11 protein-coding genes and 1 pseudogene are annotated in these 15,942 nt (G+C 64.7%); 7 read left to right on the forward strand and 5 right to left on the reverse strand.

Annotated features, from left to right (window positions below; genetic code table 11):
- Window positions 1–65 precede the first annotated feature (65 nt).
- Both hrpB and IVB13_RS22950 read right to left on the reverse strand, forming a co-directional pair.
- Window positions 66–2,543, reverse strand: a complete 2,478-nt coding sequence (hrpB, locus tag IVB13_RS22945) for an ATP-dependent helicase HrpB (protein WP_026233929.1) — start codon at window positions 2,541–2,543, stop codon at window positions 66–68.
- Window positions 2,544–2,690: 147 nt separating this feature from the next.
- On the reverse strand, window positions 2,691–4,007 hold the full coding sequence (locus IVB13_RS22950; RefSeq protein WP_018460041.1) for a UDP-glucose/GDP-mannose dehydrogenase family protein: 1,317 nt from the start codon (window positions 4,005–4,007) through the stop codon (window positions 2,691–2,693).
- A gap of 193 nt (window positions 4,008–4,200) precedes the next feature.
- Between IVB13_RS22950 and IVB13_RS22955 the strand changes: the two genes are divergently transcribed.
- The 3 genes from IVB13_RS22955 to IVB13_RS22965 all read left to right on the forward strand — a co-directional run bounded on the left by IVB13_RS22955 (window position 4,201) and on the right by IVB13_RS22965 (window position 9,316).
- On the forward strand, window positions 4,201–5,268 hold the full coding sequence (locus IVB13_RS22955; RefSeq protein WP_026233930.1) for an acyltransferase family protein: 1,068 nt from the start codon (window positions 4,201–4,203) through the stop codon (window positions 5,266–5,268).
- Between the two features lie 210 nt (window positions 5,269–5,478).
- On the forward strand, window positions 5,479–8,559 hold the full coding sequence (polA, locus tag IVB13_RS22960; protein ID WP_247490660.1) for a DNA polymerase I: 3,081 nt from the start codon (window positions 5,479–5,481) through the stop codon (window positions 8,557–8,559).
- 121 nt (window positions 8,560–8,680) lie between these two features.
- Complete coding sequence (locus IVB13_RS22965) at window positions 8,681–9,316, forward strand: LysE family translocator (RefSeq protein ID WP_018460044.1); 636 nt, start codon at window positions 8,681–8,683, stop codon at window positions 9,314–9,316.
- 40 nt (window positions 9,317–9,356) lie between these two features.
- On the opposite strand, the gene IVB13_RS22970 is transcribed toward IVB13_RS22965, so the two are convergent.
- Complete coding sequence (locus tag IVB13_RS22970) at window positions 9,357–9,983, reverse strand: glutathione S-transferase family protein (RefSeq protein ID WP_018460045.1); 627 nt, start codon at window positions 9,981–9,983, stop codon at window positions 9,357–9,359.
- Window positions 9,984–10,182: 199 nt separating this feature from the next.
- Here IVB13_RS22970 and pyrE point away from each other — a divergent pair, with 199 nt between their 5' ends.
- Both pyrE and IVB13_RS22980 read left to right on the forward strand, forming a co-directional pair.
- On the forward strand, window positions 10,183–10,746 hold the full coding sequence (pyrE, locus tag IVB13_RS22975) for an orotate phosphoribosyltransferase (protein WP_018460046.1): 564 nt from the start codon (window positions 10,183–10,185) through the stop codon (window positions 10,744–10,746).
- Between the two features lie 272 nt (window positions 10,747–11,018).
- Complete coding sequence (locus IVB13_RS22980; RefSeq protein WP_247490662.1) at window positions 11,019–11,795, forward strand: DUF2865 domain-containing protein; 777 nt, start codon at window positions 11,019–11,021, stop codon at window positions 11,793–11,795.
- A gap of 156 nt (window positions 11,796–11,951) precedes the next feature.
- Here the strand turns inward: IVB13_RS22980 and IVB13_RS22985 are convergent, their stop codons facing one another.
- Window positions 11,952–12,383, reverse strand: a complete 432-nt coding sequence (locus tag IVB13_RS22985) for a hypothetical protein (RefSeq protein WP_018460048.1) — start codon at window positions 12,381–12,383, stop codon at window positions 11,952–11,954.
- Window positions 12,384–12,571: 188 nt separating this feature from the next.
- Here IVB13_RS22985 and IVB13_RS22990 point away from each other — a divergent pair.
- Window positions 12,572–12,861: pseudogene (locus IVB13_RS22990) on the forward strand (GIY-YIG nuclease family protein).
- Window positions 12,862–12,924: 63 nt separating this feature from the next.
- Here IVB13_RS22990 and IVB13_RS22995 read toward each other — a convergent pair.
- The gene (locus IVB13_RS22995; protein ID WP_240544159.1) at window positions 12,925–13,170 is read right to left on the reverse strand and encodes a hypothetical protein; all 246 of its coding nucleotides are present in this window, start codon (window positions 13,168–13,170) and stop codon (window positions 12,925–12,927) included.
- 218 nt (window positions 13,171–13,388) lie between these two features.
- On the opposite strand from IVB13_RS22995, the gene IVB13_RS23000 reads away from it, so the two are divergent.
- Window positions 13,389–15,905: a glycogen/starch/alpha-glucan phosphorylase gene (locus IVB13_RS23000; RefSeq protein WP_247490664.1), complete on the forward strand. Its 2,517-nt coding sequence runs from the start codon at window positions 13,389–13,391 to the stop codon at window positions 15,903–15,905.
- Window positions 15,906–15,942 lie beyond the last annotated feature (37 nt).

The raw sequence follows: 15,942 nt of genomic DNA on the forward strand, positions 1-15,942 counted from the left end.
GCGGGTCTCGAAGGATGCCCGTGAAGGGCGGGCCGCGCTCCCCACCATGAGGGTCTTCTTGCGCCTCACGTCCCGCGCGGCTTGACCCGCCGGGTCGGCAGCGCATTCGCCGGATCTTCCGGCCAGGGATGGCGCGGGTAGCGGCCGCGCAAATCGGACCGCACGGCACTGTAGCTGCCGCGCCAGAAACCGGGGAGATCGCGCGTCACCTGCACCGGGCGCTGCGCCGGCGACAGCAGTTCCAGCACCAGCGGCACCTTGCCGGCGGCGATCGAGGGATGGGTGTTGAGGCCGAACAATTCCTGCAGCCGCACCGCGATGGTCGGCCCCTGCTCGGCTTCATAGTCGATCGCGAGCACGCTGCCGGTCGGGGCCTCGAAATGCGTCGGCGCCTCGCGGTCGAGCCGCGCGCGCATCTCCCACGGCAACAAAGCCATCAACGCGTCGGAGAGATCGCCGGCGGAAATATCCTTCAGCGCGATCATGTCGTAGAGCGCCGGCACCAGCCAATCGTCGCGCCGCGCGATCAATCCGTCGTCCGAGAGATCGGGCCAGCTGTCGCCTTCGGCCCTGCGCAAAAACATCACGCGATCGCGCCATTGTTTGGCTACCTTCGACCAGGGCAGCCGGTCGAGTCCGGCGGCGATCAACCCGTCGGCGAAGATGCGCGCAGTGTCCCCCGAGGGCGACACGGCGAGCGTCGCCTCGGAGAGCGTGATCGCGTGCAGCGCGCGCTTGCGCCGCGCCCGCAGCGCCATCGCGCCGCGATCGAACGAGATCTCCTCGACGGATTCGATATGCTCGGCGAAATGCCGCTCGATCTCGTCCTGCGAGATTTGCGCCGCGAGCAGAATGCGCCCGCTCGCCGCCGTGCCGGTCATCTCGCCGACCGCGATATAAGGCGTGCGCGCGAGCGACGAGGTCTGATCCACCGCAGCACCCCGGCCGTTGGCGAGCACGAAGCTGCCATTGCCGCGGTTGCGCGCGACGCGATCCGGGAAGGCGTAGGCGAGCATCAGGCCGGTCGAGAGGTCACCTTCTGCGGTCGCCGCCTTCTCTGACGCCGCCACCTGCGAAGCCCAGCGCCGGGCGAGGTCGCGCGCGCTTGCGGCACGCGGGGAACGGTCGCGGCGGAACTGATCGCGCCGGTGCTCGAGATCGACGCTGTCGCCGCCGAGCCCGCGCTCGGTGATGATGGCCGCGATCTCGGCGGCGGCCTCGCCTTCGCCGGCACGGTGCGAATCCACGATCATGCGCGCGAGCCGCGGCGGCAGCGCCAGCGCGCGCAGGCTCTTGCCCTCCGCGGTGATGCGGCCATCGCCATCGAGCGCGTTGAGCTCGGAGAGCAGGCTTTTTGCTTCCTTCCAGGCCGGCTGCGGCGGCGGGTCGAGAAACGACAGCGCGGCAGGATCGGCGACGCCCCATTGCGCGAGATCGAGCACCAGCGAGGACAGATCGGCGCTGAGGATCTCGGGCTGGGTGTAGGGCGCTAGCGAGGCTGTCTGAGGTTCGTCCCAGAGCCGGTAGCAGACACCGGGCTCGGTGCGGCCGGCGCGGCCGCGGCGCTGGTCCGCCGCCGCGCGGGAGACGCGCACGGTCTCGAGCCGGGTCAAGCCGATGTCGGGCTCGTAGCGCGGCACGCGGGCGAGACCGGAATCGACCACGATGCGCACGCCCTCGATGGTGAGCGAGGTCTCCGCGATCGAGGTCGCCAGCACCACCTTGCGCGTGCCCTTGGGCGCCGGCGAGATGGCACGATCCTGCACGGCGGCGTCGAGCGCGCCAAACAGCGGCACGATTTCAATGCTGGAATCGTGTATGCGTTCGGCGAGGAAATTCTGGGTGCGGCGGATTTCGGCGGCGCCCGGCAGGAACGCCAGCACCGAGCCGGCATCGGCCCGCAGCGCCGAGGCGATCGCATCCGCCATCTGCCGCTCGATCGGCGCGTCAGCCTTGCGGCCGAGATAGCGCGTCTCGACCGGAAAGGCGCGGCCCTCGCTTTCGACGACGGGCGCTTCGCCCAGCAATTTTGCCACGCGGGCGCCATCGAGCGTTGCCGACATCACGAGGATGCGCAAATCCTCGCGCAAGCCCAGCTGCGCGTCGCGCGCCAGCGCCAGGCCCATGTCGGCATCGAGCGAGCGCTCGTGGAATTCGTCGAACAGCACGGCGGCGATGCCCGACAGTTCGGGATCGTCGAGAATCTGGCGGGTGAAGATGCCCTCCGTCACCACCTCGATGCGGGTCGCGCGCGAGATCTTCGAGCCGAAGCGGACGCGATAGCCGACAGTCTCGCCGGCGCGTTCGCCGAGTGATTTGGCCATGCGGTCGGCGCTGGCGCGCGCCGCGATGCGCCGCGGCTCCAGCACGATGATCTTCTTGCCTTTGGCCCAGGGGGCATCGAGCAGCGCCAGTGGCACGCGCGTGGTCTTGCCGGCGCCAGGAGGGGCCACCAGCACGGCGGCATGATGCGCCTCCAGCGTGCGCGAGAGGTCGTCGAGCACGGCATCGATCGGGAGGGGCGTGTCGAAACTGAGGGGCAAGGCCTGTCCATTCGTCACGCCCGAGCAAAAAGCGCGAAGCGCGTCTTCGCACGGAAGTCGCCGGGCATCCACGTCGTCACACTAGAAAACAGACGTGGATGGCCGGGACAAGCCCGGCCATGACGGAATCGTTGCGAGGTCGGATCGCTAGCCCTGCACCGGCGGCCGTCCAACACTCTCATAGACGAAGCCGGCCGCAGCCATCTCCTCGGGGCGGTAGATGTTGCGCAAGTCGACAATGACGGGCTGTGCCATGGTTGCCTTCAGCCGGTCGAGGTCGAGCGCACGGAACTGCACCCATTCGGTGACGATCACGATCGCATCGGCGCCTTCCGCGCAGGAATAGGCGTCTTCGCAATAAGTGATGCTGGGCAGCTCAGTCTTCGCCTGCTCCATGCCGACGGGATCGAAGGCCTTCACCTTCGCGCCCATGTCGATCAGGCCGGTCACCAGCGGGATCGACGGCGCGTCGCGCATGTCGTCGGTGTCGGGCTTGAAGGTGAGCCCGAGCACGGCGATGGTCTTGCCGCGCAGCGAACCGCCGAGCGCCTGGCTCACTTTTCGCGCCATCGCCCGCTTGCGGTTCTCGTTGACCGCGAGCACGGATTCGACGATGCGCAAGCTCACGTCGTAGTCCTGCGCGATCTTGATCAGCGCCTTGGTGTCCTTTGGGAAGCAGGAGCCGCCGAAGCCCGGACCGGCGTGCAGGAACTTGGTGCCGATGCGGTTGTCCAGGCCAATGCCGCGCGCGACCTCCTGCACGTTGGCGCCGACCTTTTCGGAGAGGTCCGCGATCTCGTTGATGAAGGTGATCTTGGTCGCGAGGAAGGCGTTGGCGGCGTATTTGATCATCTCGGCGGTGCGGCGTTCCGTGAACATCAGCGGCGCCTGGTTCAGCGACAGCGGACGATAGATATCGCTCATCACCTTGCGGCCGCGCTCGTCGGAGGTGCCGACGACGATGCGGTCGGGGAATTTGAAGTCGCGGATCGCCGCGCCCTCGCGCAGGAATTCGGGATTCGAGGCGACGACGACGTCGGCTTTGGGATTGGTCTCGCCGATGATGCGCTCGACCTCGTCGCCGGTGCCGACCGGAACGGTCGACTTGGTCACGACGACGGTGAAGCCGGACAGCGACTGCGCGATCTCTTTCGCAGCGGCATAGACGTAGGACAGATCAGCATGGCCGTCGCCGCGGCGCGACGGCGTGCCGACCGCGATGAAGACAGCATCGGCATCCGCAACCGGCTTGGACAAATCGGTGGTGAACTCCAGCCGCTTGGCCTTGACGTTGGTCGCCACCAGCTCGTCGAGCCCAGGCTCGTAGATCGGGATCTCGCCGCGATGAAGGGCCGCGATCTTCTTCTCGTCCTTGTCGACGCAGATGACGTCGTGGCCGAAATCCGCAAAGCAGGCTCCGGACACCAGTCCCACATAGCCCGTGCCGATCATAGCAATGCGCATGAAAAACCCTGTTTGGCTTGGTTAACAAAACCCCAATTCCACGGCGGTTTAGCATTTTCCCGGGGTGAGGGAACAGCCCGCGTGCAAAAAACGGCACAGCAATTGTACCAGTAAAGAAATCGTAAGCCGCAAGGCGGCAAACTGCTCCGCGTTCACACAGATGCTGGCGGAACACGCCTCGAAAAGAGACACCATGGCACCATCAGGCACAATCGCCGCGAGCGGGGGACTCAAGGCCCCGGCTGCTGCGCGCGTCGATTGGGTCGATTACGCCAAGGGCATCTGCATCGTCATGGTCGTGATGATGCATTCGGTGCTGGGGGTCGAGCTTGCCGCCGGCGAGACCGGTTTCATGCATGTTTTGGTGGCCTTCGCGAAGCCATTCCGGATGCCGGATTTCTTCCTGATTTCGGGTCTGTTCCTGTCACTGGTGATCGACCGGGACTGGCGAACCTATCTCGACCGCAAGATGGTGCATTTCGCCTATTTCTATGTCGTCTGGGTGACAATCCAGTTCGGCTTCAAGGCCCCCGCATTCGCAGCGGAAACGAGCTGGCGCGACGCCGGATTGCTATATCTGGAATCCTTCGTCGAGCCGTTCGGCACGCTATGGTTCATCTACCTCCTGCCGATCTTCTTCGTCGTCACAAAACTGACACGGCGCATGCCGCAGCCCGCGATATGGCTCGTCGCGGCCGCGCTGGAGACGGCGCGCATTTCGACCGGCTGGACCGCGATCGACGAGTTCTGCGCGCGCTTCATCTATTTCTATTCGGGCTATCTGTTCGCGCCCTACGTGTTCGCGCTGTCGGACCGCGCGCGCAATCATCCCGCATGGGCGCTGACAGCGCTCGCGACATGGGTGCTGGTCAATGCCGGCCTCGTTGCGCTCGGCGCCAGCGAATGGAAAATCGTATCGCTCGTGCTCGGCTTCGCCGGCGCCTGCGCCATCATCACGATGGGCACGCTGCTCGCGCGCGTGCAATGGCTGAATGTCTTCCGCTTCTGCGGCGAGCATTCGATCGTGATCTATCTCGCCTTCTTCCTGCCGATGGCGGCGACACGGACGCTGCTCTTGCGCACGGGCATCATTCCCGACATCGGTGCGGTGTCGCTGATCGTGACCATCGCCGGCGTGATCGGCTCGCTCGCAATCTGGCAGATCGCACTGCGCCTTGGCGGCAACTTCCTGTTCGAGCGGCCCGATGCGTTCTGGATCGCGCCGAAGAAGACAAGCGCGGTGTTGCAGGCGGCGGAGTGATACTCTGCTGTCATCCCCGCGAAGGCGGGGATCCAGTATTCCAGAGGGCAGCAGTCGTATACGGAGAAGCCGCAGCGTACTGGATTCCCCGCCGTCGCGGGGAATGACAGCGGGGGATGCGGGAAATGACAGTGGGGATAGCGGCATCCGCAAGCCAAAAATCCACCTCCCAAGGCTGTCAAATCCCGCAAAAATTCATACATTGCGGCCATGCCCAAGAGCTCCCCAAAGACCACCGCCCAAGCTGACACCAAGGCTGCCGCGCCCAAGGCCGCCGAAACCAAGCCCGCTGCTGCGACAGCTGCTGCCAAGCCCGTTGCCGCGAAGGCGGCCGGCAAGGGCGATCATGTCTTCCTGGTCGACGGTTCCGGCTACATCTTCCGCGCCTACCATGCGCTGCCGCCGATGAACCGCAAGTCCGACGGCTTGCAGGTCAATGCCGTGCTCGGCTTCTGCAACATGCTGTGGAAGCTGTTGCGCGAGATGCCCGAGGACAACCGGCCGACCCATCTGGCGATCATTTTCGACAAGTCGGAAATCACCTTCCGCAACAAGATCTATCCTGAGTACAAGGCACACCGGCAGCCGGCCCCGGACGATCTGATCCCGCAATTTTCGCTGATCCGCGAGGCGGTGCGCGCCTTCGACCTGCCTTGCCTGGAACAGGTGGGCTTCGAGGCCGACGATTTGATTGCGACCTATGTACGGCAAGCCTGCGAGCGCGGCGCAAGCGCGACAATCGTGTCCTCCGACAAGGACCTGATGCAGCTCGTCACCGACTGCGTCACCATGTACGACACCATGAAGGACCGCCGCATTGGCATCCCCGAGGTGATCGAGAAGTTTGGCGTGCCGCCGGAGAAGGTGGTGGAAGTGCAGGCGCTGGCCGGCGATTCCACCGACAACGTTCCTGGCGTGCCCGGCATCGGCATCAAGACCGCGGCGCAGCTGATCGTCGAATATGGCGATCTCGAGCAATTGCTGTTCCGCGCCACCGAAATCAAGCAGCCGAAGCGGCGCGAGGCGCTGATCGAGAACGCCGAGAAGGCGCGCATCTCGCGGCAGCTCGTATTGCTCGACGACAAGGTCGACCTCGACGTCCCGTTGGACGATCTCGCCGTCCACGAGCCCGATGCGCGCAAGCTGATCGCGTTCCTGAAGGCGATGGAGTTTTCCACGCTGACGCGCCGCGTCGCCGAATTCTCGCAGATTGACCCGGCCAACGTCGATGCAGATCCCGGCTATTCCAGCGGCGCCAGCGTCTTCTCGCCGCTGCCGCCTTCGGACGTCGTGCCGGCCCCGGGACCCGGCGCGCCGGCGCAAGTTCCGGTGGGCCAGCGCAACCCTTCGGCGAGCAAGGAGGACAAGGCCGCGAGTCCGAAGGGCGCGCCGATTTCGCTCGCCGCCGCGCGGGAAGAGGCTTTGCGCAAGCTTCCGGTCGACCGCAGCAAGTACCAGGCCATCAAGACGCTCGCGGAATTGAACGCGTTCATCGCGCGCATTCACGATGCCGGCCATGTCGCGGTCGAGATCCGGGGAAACTCGATCGATCCGATGCAGACCGACCTCTGCGGTATCGCGCTGGCGCTGGCGCCGAACGAGGCCTGCTACGTGCCGCTGGCGCACAAGCAGTCCGGCGGCGGCGCCGGCCTGTTCGACGCGGGCCTCGCGCCCGACCAGGTCAAGCACACTGATGCGATCGAAGCGTTGCGGCCGGTGCTGGAATCACCAGGCATTCTCAAGATCGGCTTCGAAGTCAAATTCACCGCGGTGATGCTGGCGCAGCACGGCATCACACTGCGCAACACCGATGATGCGCAGCTGATCTCCTACGTGCTCGATGCCGGCCGCGGCTCGCACGCGCTGGAGCAACTGTCCGAGCGCTGGTTCGGTCACGCGATGCTCAAAGACAACGAGCTGCTCGGCAGCGGCAAGGGCAAGATCACGTTCGACCAGGTGCCGATCGACAAGGCCGCGTCGCTGTCGGCGGAAGGCGCCGACGTGACCTTGCGCGTCTGGCGCGTGCTGAAGCCGCGCCTCATCGCCGAGCACATGACCACGGTCTACGAGACGCTGGAACGCCCGCTGGTCGCGGTGCTCGCACGCATGGAGCGGCGCGGCATCTCGATCGATCGTCAGGTGCTGTCGCGTCTCTCCGGCGACTTCGCCCAGACTGCGGCCCGTGTCGAAGCCGAGATCCAGCAGATCGCGGGCGAGCCGGTCAATGTCGGCAGCCCGAAGCAGATCGGCGACATCCTGTTCGGCAAGATGGGACTGTCGGGCGGCACCAAGACCAAGACCGGCGCGTGGTCGACCACCGCTCAGGTGCTCGACGAACTCGCCGAGCAGGGCCACGAGCTCCCGCGGAAGATCCTGGAGTGGCGCCAGGTCTCTAAGCTGAAATCGACCTACACCGACGCGCTGCCGACCTACGTCAATCCCCAGACCCACCGCGTCCACACGACCTACGCGCTGGCCGCGACCACGACGGGCCGACTGTCGTCGAACGAGCCGAATTTGCAGAACATTCCGGTGCGCACTGAGGACGGGCGCAAGATCCGGCGCGCCTTCATCGCAACGCCAGGGCACAAGCTGGTCTCCGCCGACTATTCACAGATCGAGCTGCGGCTGCTCGCCGAGATCGCCGACATTCCCGTGCTGCAGCAGGCGTTTCGCGACGGTCTGGACATTCACGCCATGACGGCATCGGAAATGTTCGGCGTGCCGATCAAGGGCATGCCGAGCGAAATCCGGCGCCGGGCCAAGGCGATCAATTTCGGCATCATCTACGGCATTTCGGCATTCGGCCTTGCCAACCAGCTCGGCATCGCGCGCGAAGAGGCCTCCGCCTACATCAAGAAATACTTCGAACGCTTCCCCGGCATCCGCGCCTACATGGACGAGACGCGCGACTTCTGCCGGAACCACGGCTACGTCACCACGCTGTTCGGACGGAAGATGTACTATCCCGACATCAAGGCTTCGAACGCCTCGGTGCGCGCCTTCAACGAGCGCGCCGCGATCAACGCCCGGCTCCAGGGCACCGCCGCCGACATCATCCGCCGCGCCATGACGCGGATGGAGGATGCCCTGGTCCTGAAGAAACTGTCTGCGCAGATGCTGCTGCAGGTGCATGACGAATTGATCTTCGAGGTACCGGACGCGGAGGTCGAGGCGACGCTCCCCGTCGTGCAGCACGTGATGCAGGACGCGCCGTTCCCGGCCGTGCTGCTCTCGGTGCCGCTGCATGTCGATGCACGCGCAGCGAACAATTGGGACGAGGCGCATTGATCGGACGGTACCGCCCCGGCGAAGGCACACGCACAAGCTGAATTGTCCTCCGAGCAATTGCGCGATGGCCCCACTGCGCCACGCATATTAGAACCGTGCCGTCTCCCGCACCGGTTCAGCCATGCCCCACGCCTCCGCCCTGCTCGGCTTCGCTCTCGTCTGCCTCGGCCTCGTGCTCACGCCCGGGCCGAACATGATCTACCTGATCTCGCGTTCGATCACGCAAGGGCCTGCGGCGGGCATCGTCTCGCTCGGCGGCGTGGCGCTCGGCTTCTTGTTCTACATGCTGTGCGCGGCATTCGGCATCACGGCGCTGCTGCTCGCCGTTCCCTTCGCCTATGACGCGCTGCGCTTTGCCGGCGCGGGTTATCTGTTGTGGCTGGCCTGGCAGGCAGTGAAGCCGGGCGGGCGCTCGCCGTTCCAGGTGAAGCAGCTTGCGATCGACAGCCCGCGCAAATTGTTCGCGATGGGGTTCGTCACCAATCTGCTCAACCCGAAGATCGCGATGCTTTACCTCGCGCTGCTGCCGCAGTTCATCGATCCCACCGCCGGCAGCGTGCTGGCGCAGTCAGTGGTGCTCGGCGCGATCCAGATCGCGATCAGTGTCAGCGTGAATGCGATGATCGCGCTCGCGGCCGGGTCGATCGCGCTGTTTCTCGCAAGCCGGCCAAGCTGGATGCTGGTCCAGCGTTGGCTGATGGGCACGGTGCTGGCCGGGCTTGCGGTGCGGATGGCGGTGGAAGCGCGGAAGGTGTGATTTTCCCCTCTCCCCGCTTGCGGGGAGAGGGAGAGAAAGATCAATCTAGCTTCGCCTCCATGCCCCGCTTCACCGCCGGGCGGGCCATCAGGGCCTCGTACCAGCGCTTGACGTTGGGAAAGTCGGCCAGGTCAACCTTGTGGCGAGGGTGACGCCAGGCCCAGCCCAGGATGGCAAAATCGGCGATCGAGAGCTCGCCGGCGACGAAATCGCTGGACTCCAGCCGGCGGTCGAGGACGCCGTAGAGCCGTCGCGTCTCGGCCATGTAGCGCTTGAGGCCGTAGGCGCGGTCCTGCTCGTTCTCGAGCGCGATGAAATGGTGCACCTGGCCCGGCATCGGCCCGAAACCGCCCATCTGCCACATCAACCATTCATAAACGGGAATGCGGCCCGAAAGCGATTTCGGCAGAAATTTGCCGGTCTTTTCGCCGAGATACAGCAGGATCGCACCCGACTCGAAGATGCTGACGGGCTTGCCGTCCGGGCCATCAGGATCGACGATCGCGGGGATCTTGTTGTTGGGTGAGAGCTTCAGGAACTCCGGCGCCATCTGTTCGCCCTTGCTGATATTCACCGGGATCCCCTTGTAGGGCAGCCCCATCTCCTCCAGCGCGACCGAGATCTTGCGGCCGTTCGGCGTGTTCCAGGTGTGCAGCTCGATGGTCATTTGTCGCGTGTCCTTGCCCAGCCTTCTTGCAGGTTTTCTTGCCCGAGATATCCGGCATCCACCTACCCCAGAACGTTGCACCCCCACAACCGGCCGCCCGGGATGGCCGATCCCTGTTGACGGGGGAAGCCCCCTCTGGAATGTCGAGGCCGTCGCGGATAAATTCCGCCACCTCCAAAAATGCTCCCGAGGGCCCGCCGTGTCTAAATCAGCCTCCCGCGCCCGCCTGTTCGAGATCATCCGCCGGCGCTCCTTCGGCCGCGGCGAGGTGACGCTCGCGTCGGGCCGCAAGAGCGACTTCTACTTCAACCTCAAGCCGACCATGCTCGACCCGGAGGGTGCGACCCTGCTCGCCGAGTTGACCTATGAGGCGCTGAAGGATGACCAGCTCGATTTCATCGGCGGGCTTGAGATGGGCGCGGTGCCGCTGGCCGGCGCGCTGGCGCAGATCTCCTGGATCAAGGGCCATCCCATCGCGGCCTTCTTCGTGCGCAAGAAGCCGAAGGAGCATGGCGCGAAGCTTGCGATCGAGGGGCTGCCCAGGGGCGAGACGCTGGAGGGCAAGCGCGTCGTGATCGTCGAGGATGTCACCACCACCGGCGGCTCGGCGATGAAGGCCGTGGAAGCGGTGCGCGAGACCGGCGCGGAAGTGGTGCTGGTGCTGACCATGGTCGACCGCGAGGAAGGCGCCGACGACACCTTTGGCGCGGCCGGGCTGCCGTTCCGCTCGCTGTACAAGGCGTCGGAGTTCTTGAAGGCTTGAGCGGCTAGACTTTTTCCGCCGTCGTGCCCGGGCTTGACCGGGCATCCACGTCTTTGCCGCACCAGAGATCCTGGATGGCCGGGACAAGCCCGGCCATGGACGAGGTCCACCCGTCCGGCGACACCGCTCCTCCCCCCTCAACCGCTCATTTACCATCCCGCCTTATGGTGAATCATGTGCTGAGACCTGATGGTCCCGGCCGGTTGGGTAGCGCCGGGTGGAGTAAGCGTTTGCGTACAGTCATGTCCCATGCGCGCCGGTGGCGTCGCGCGATGCTCGTAGCCGCCACATTGGCAGCACCGCTGGTTGCGGCTCCGGCCCCGGTTTCGGCCGAAGGCCTGTTCGACTTCTTCTTCGGCGGAATGCAGCAGCAGCAGCGGCCGCAGCGTGAGGTGCCGCAGCAGCCGAGCTCCTACGCCGATCCATTCACCGGCCAGCAGAACGGCGCAAGTCCGCCATACGTGCCGCCGACACGTTCGGCTGCGGCCGGCGGCTCGGGACCGGCGTTCTGCGTGCGCAGCTGCGACGGCAAATATTTTCCGCTGATGCGCGGTCTCACCTCGCCCGCGCAGATGTGTCAGGCGTTCTGTCCTGCAAGCGCCACCAAGATCTATTTCGGCTCCTCGATCGACGGCGCGGCGTCGCAGACCGGCGAGCGCTATGCCGATGGCGAGAACGCGTTCGCCTATCGCAAGGCGCTGCGCGCCGACTGCACCTGCAACGGCCGCGAGCCGGTCGGCCTTGCTCCGGTCGATCTGGCGCTGGACTCGTCGCTAAAGCCCGGCGACGTGATCGCCACCAGCGACGGTCTCGTCGCCTATACCGGCATCCGCGTCGGCAACGACCAGGCCGCGGACTTCACCCCGGTCGCCTCCTATCCCGGTCTCACCGCGCAGGTCCGCGCACGGCTCGGCGAGATGAAGGTGGCGCCGGTGCGCGCCGACACGGTGGCGGCGGATGCCCCTGCCGCGGAGATCGTGCGCGAGACGCTCCCCGACGTGACGGTGCCGAAAACGCAAAAGCCGGCGAAGCGGGCTGGGCTGGACTAGCTCAGGCTCGTCTGTAGCCAAGCCGTCATTGCGAGCGACTTGTCCGCCGAAGCTCGAAGAGCGAAGGCGGAAGCGAAGCAATCCAGTCTGGCTCCGTGGAGGCACTCTGGATTGCTTCGTCGCAAGAGGCTCCTCGCAATGACGGAGGATGGTGGGTCACCGTCCGATGATCACGCCGATCACGTTCGGCGCCGCCAGATATTTCTCCTCGATCGCCGCGCGCGCGGCGGCGCGGTTGTCTGCCGTGAGCAGGCCGCGCTTCTCGGCTAAAATCATCCAGCAAAAACCCCACCAGTCGGTGAGCATGCCTTGGTCGTCGACGAGATCATAACCCTGCTCGGCGGCGAAGATGCGCGCATGCGCTTCGTCAAGCGTGTCGAGGAACAGATGGTCCTGCGCCGAAAACAGATCGTCGCTGACGTCGTCGATGGTGTAGCCCCAGATCGACTGGCACACCGCGTTGAACTCGCGGTCGAACTGGTCGTCGTCGACCGCGTGGCGCCGCGCCGCCTGATGCAGCCGCGACAGCGAGCGCGCGAAATCGGCGATCCTGGTGAGGGCAAATTGATCGAAGGCAATGGTGGACATGTAGTCCTCGCGAAGTCTGGCAGACGCTAGATATGGTGTCGGCAACACGCCGAATCACAATGATATATCAAAGACTTGCTAAAGTGTTCTTAATTTGTTCTGATGTTAGGCGCGATTGTTGGAGAGCGTCGTCCTGGCGAAAGCCAGGACCCATTACCCCGGTCAGTGTTGCTTTTGCGGGTTGGGCCATGAGCACGAGCAGCTACTTCGTCTACATTCTCGCAAGCCGCCATCACGACACGATCTATATCGGAATCACCAACGACGTCCGCGCGCGGCTTGAGCTACATCGTTCGGGTCGCGGCTCGAAGTTCGTGCACAAGTATAAAATCTTCCGCCTCGTTCATGTCGAAGCCTACGCAACACTGCAGGAGGCGATCGCGCGCGAGAAGCAGCTCAAGTTCTGGAAGCGGGACTGGAAGATCAAGCTGATCGAGGAAGAAATCCCGATTGGAATGATCGGTCAGGCCTCATCTGACAGGCGGGTAATGGGTCCTGGCTTCCGCCAGGACGACACCTTCTTCGTTGCACCAGCCCCTGCTCAATTCGCCGCTGACATCAACTTATCCCCGCACGCGCTTGCGTAAAATTTGCCGCCGCATTGGCGCTTGATGGCGGCGCAGCGGGCGGCGGAGGATGCGTTTTGCGGAAGCGTGACGGCGCAGCTCAGGCCGTCGGCGCTGCGGCCGATCTTGCCGGCGGCGAAGGCGGCGCTGGACGCGGTGATGCAGACGACGAGGAAGGTGGCGGCGGCGATTTCGATCAGCCGTCGCGTCACAGGTCTCATCAGAGAGTTCATCGGGCGCCTCCTCCACACTGATGGCTGAATTGGCCGCCATTCTAGCACCAAATCCACGTTTCCCCGTATGCGTCCGGGTTCCCAAATCGGCCCGTTCCTTGCATAATTTTACGCCAAACGCAGTGCACGGTCGCACCAGCAATGGTTCCGTACAGAGGCAAGATGCGTAGGGTCAGTAGTGTTCTCGCGACCAGGAAGTGACGACTTTGCAAGATTCATCGTTCCAGCCCAATTTCTCCGCCCCCAACCAGCCCATCGACGAACTCGCTCTGGCTGAGATCAAGGGCGCGATCCTGGCGAAGCTGCGCCTTGCCATCGGCAAGGATGCGGGCATGGCCACCAAGCACGACTGGTACCAGGCCGCGGCGCTGGCGCTGCGCGATCGCATCGTGCATCGCTGGCTCACGGCCGAGAAGCACAGCTACGATGCGGGGCGCAAGCGGGTCTATTATCTCTCGCTCGAATTCCTGATCGGCCGCCTCTTCAGCGACGCGCTGAACAATATGGGGCTATTGAAGATCTTCGAGGTCGCGCTCGGCGATCTCGGCGTTTCCTTGCCTGAGCTGCGCAAATGCGAGCCGGACGCGGCGCTCGGCAATGGCGGCTTGGGCCGTCTCGCCGCCTGCTTCATGGAAAGCATGGCGACGCTGTCGATCCCTGCGATCGGCTACGGCATCCGTTATGATTACGGCCTGTTCCGTCAGATCATCAATCAGGGCTGGCAGCAGGAATATCCGGACGAATGGCTCGGCTTCGGCAACCCTTGGGAATTGCAGCGGCCCGAAGTGATCTATGACATTCGCTTCGGCGGCGGTGTCGAGCATGTCGAAGACAAGGGCCGCGATCGCGCGATCTGGCATCCGTCCGAGACCGTGCAGGCGATGGCCTATGACACGCCGATCGTCGGCTGGCGCGGCCAGCACGTCAACGCGCTGCGGCTGTGGTCGGCACGCTCGCCCGATCCGTTGAAGCTCGATGCCTTCAACACCGGCGACTATGTCAGCGCCAGCGCCGAGCAGTCGCGCGCGGAAGCGATCTGTAAATTCCTCTACCCGAACGACGAGAGCCCGGCGGGCCGCGAGCTGCGCCTGCGCCAGGAATATTTCTTCGTCTCGGCTTCGCTGCAGGACCTGATCAAGCGGCACCTTGCGTCGGACGGCCAGCTTCGCAGCCTGTCGAGCAAGGTCGCGGTGCAGCTCAACGACACCCATCCGAGCCTGGCCGTCACCGAGCTGATGCGGATCCTGATCGACGACCACAATTTCCGCTGGGACGAGGCCTGGAAGATCACGGTCGCCACGCTGTCCTACACCAACCACACGCTGCTGCCTGAGGCGCTGGAGACCTGGCCGGTCGAGCTGTTCGAACGGCTGTTGCCGCGGCATCTCGAGATCATCTACCGCATCAACGTGCAGCATCTCGCGCTCGCAGAGGCGCGCGCCCCCGGCGACATCGACTTCCGCGCCTCGGTGTCGCTGATCGACGAGCGGAGCGGCCGGCGCGTGCGCATGGGCCAGCTCGCCTTCGTCGGCTCCCACCGCATCAACGGCGTCTCGGCGATGCATTCGGACCTGATGCGGGAGACCGTGTTCCACGACCTCAACCATCTCTACCCCGGCCGCATCACCAACAAGACCAACGGCATCACCTTCCGCCGCTGGCTGATGCTGGCGAACCCGAAACTGACCGATCTGTTGCGCGAGACCTGTGGCGACGCCGTGCTCGATGATCCGACGCAGCTCAGCCTGATCGAGGCCCGCGCCAGCGACGTCGAATTCCAGAAGAGGTTCCGCGCAGTCAAGCTTCACAACAAGACGGCGCTGGCGCGCCTGATCGGCGAGCGCCTCGGCATCAAGGTCGACCCGAACGCGCTGTTCGACGTGCAGATCAAGCGCATCCACGAATACAAGCGCCAGCTTCTCAATGTCATCGAGACGGTCGCGCTGTACCAGGCGATCAAGGACGACCCCAACGGCAACTGGGTGCCGCGGGTGAAGATCTTTGCGGGCAAGGCGGCGGCGAGCTACCGCTACGCCAAGCTGATCATCAAGCTGATCAACGACGTTGCGGAAGTCGTCAACAACGACCCCGCGATCGGCGGCAAGCTCAAGGTCGTCTTCCTGCCCGACTACAATGTCAGCCTCGCCGAGGTGATCATTCCCGCGGCCGACCTCTCCGAGCAGATCTCGACGGCCGGCATGGAAGCCTCCGGCACCGGCAACATGAAGCTGTCGCTCAATGGCGCCCTCACGATCGGCACGCTCGACGGCGCCAACATCGAGATCCGCGACCATGTCGGCGCGGAGAACATCGCGATCTTCGGCATGGAAGCCGGCGATGTCATGATCCGGCGCAAGCAGGGGCTGGACGCCTCCGACGTGATCCGCAATTCGCCGAAGCTCCAGCGCGCCATCAATGCGATCGGCGCCGGCGAATTCTCGCCCGGCGATCCCGGCCGCTTCGAATCGATCGCGCATGCGCTGCGCTATCTCGACCATTACATGGTCAGCGCCGACTTCGATTCTTATTACGAGGCGCAGCGCAGCGTCGATGCGCGCTGGCAGGTGGCGCCGGCCTGGACCCGCGCCTCGATCCTCAACTTCGCGCGCATGGCGTGGTTCTCCTCCGACCGCACCATTCGCGAATACGCCGAGGAGATCTGGAACGTGCCGGTCAACCCCACCACGCCGCTGCTGCCGACCTTGCGCGACGTCGCGGGCTGAATTTCCGCGACGTGAAATCGGTTACTCACGAGGTAAT

The sequence above is a fragment of the Bradyrhizobium sp. 17 genome (assembly GCF_023073515.1).
Lineage (GTDB): Bacteria > Pseudomonadota > Alphaproteobacteria > Rhizobiales > Xanthobacteraceae > Bradyrhizobium > Bradyrhizobium canariense_D.

Bases quoted from the DNA above. Each gene is read 5' to 3' on its own strand.
- IVB13_RS22995 (WP_240544159.1), bottom strand. From the start codon at position 13,170: ATGAGACCTGTGACGCGACGGCTGATCGAAATCGCCGCCGCCACCTTC.
- IVB13_RS22955 (WP_026233930.1), top strand. From the start codon at position 4,201: ATGGCACCATCAGGCACAATCGCCGCGAGCGGGGGACTCAAGGCCCCG.
- polA (WP_247490660.1), top strand. From the start codon at position 5,479: ATGCCCAAGAGCTCCCCAAAGACCACCGCCCAAGCTGACACCAAGGCT.
- IVB13_RS22970 (WP_018460045.1), bottom strand. From the start codon at position 9,983: ATGACCATCGAGCTGCACACCTGGAACACGCCGAACGGCCGCAAGATC.
- IVB13_RS22965 (WP_018460044.1), top strand. From the start codon at position 8,681: ATGCCCCACGCCTCCGCCCTGCTCGGCTTCGCTCTCGTCTGCCTCGGC.
- IVB13_RS22980 (WP_247490662.1), top strand. From the start codon at position 11,019: ATGCTCGTAGCCGCCACATTGGCAGCACCGCTGGTTGCGGCTCCGGCC.
- IVB13_RS22950 (WP_018460041.1), bottom strand. From the start codon at position 4,007: ATGCGCATTGCTATGATCGGCACGGGCTATGTGGGACTGGTGTCCGGA.
- IVB13_RS22985 (WP_018460048.1), bottom strand. From the start codon at position 12,383: ATGTCCACCATTGCCTTCGATCAATTTGCCCTCACCAGGATCGCCGAT.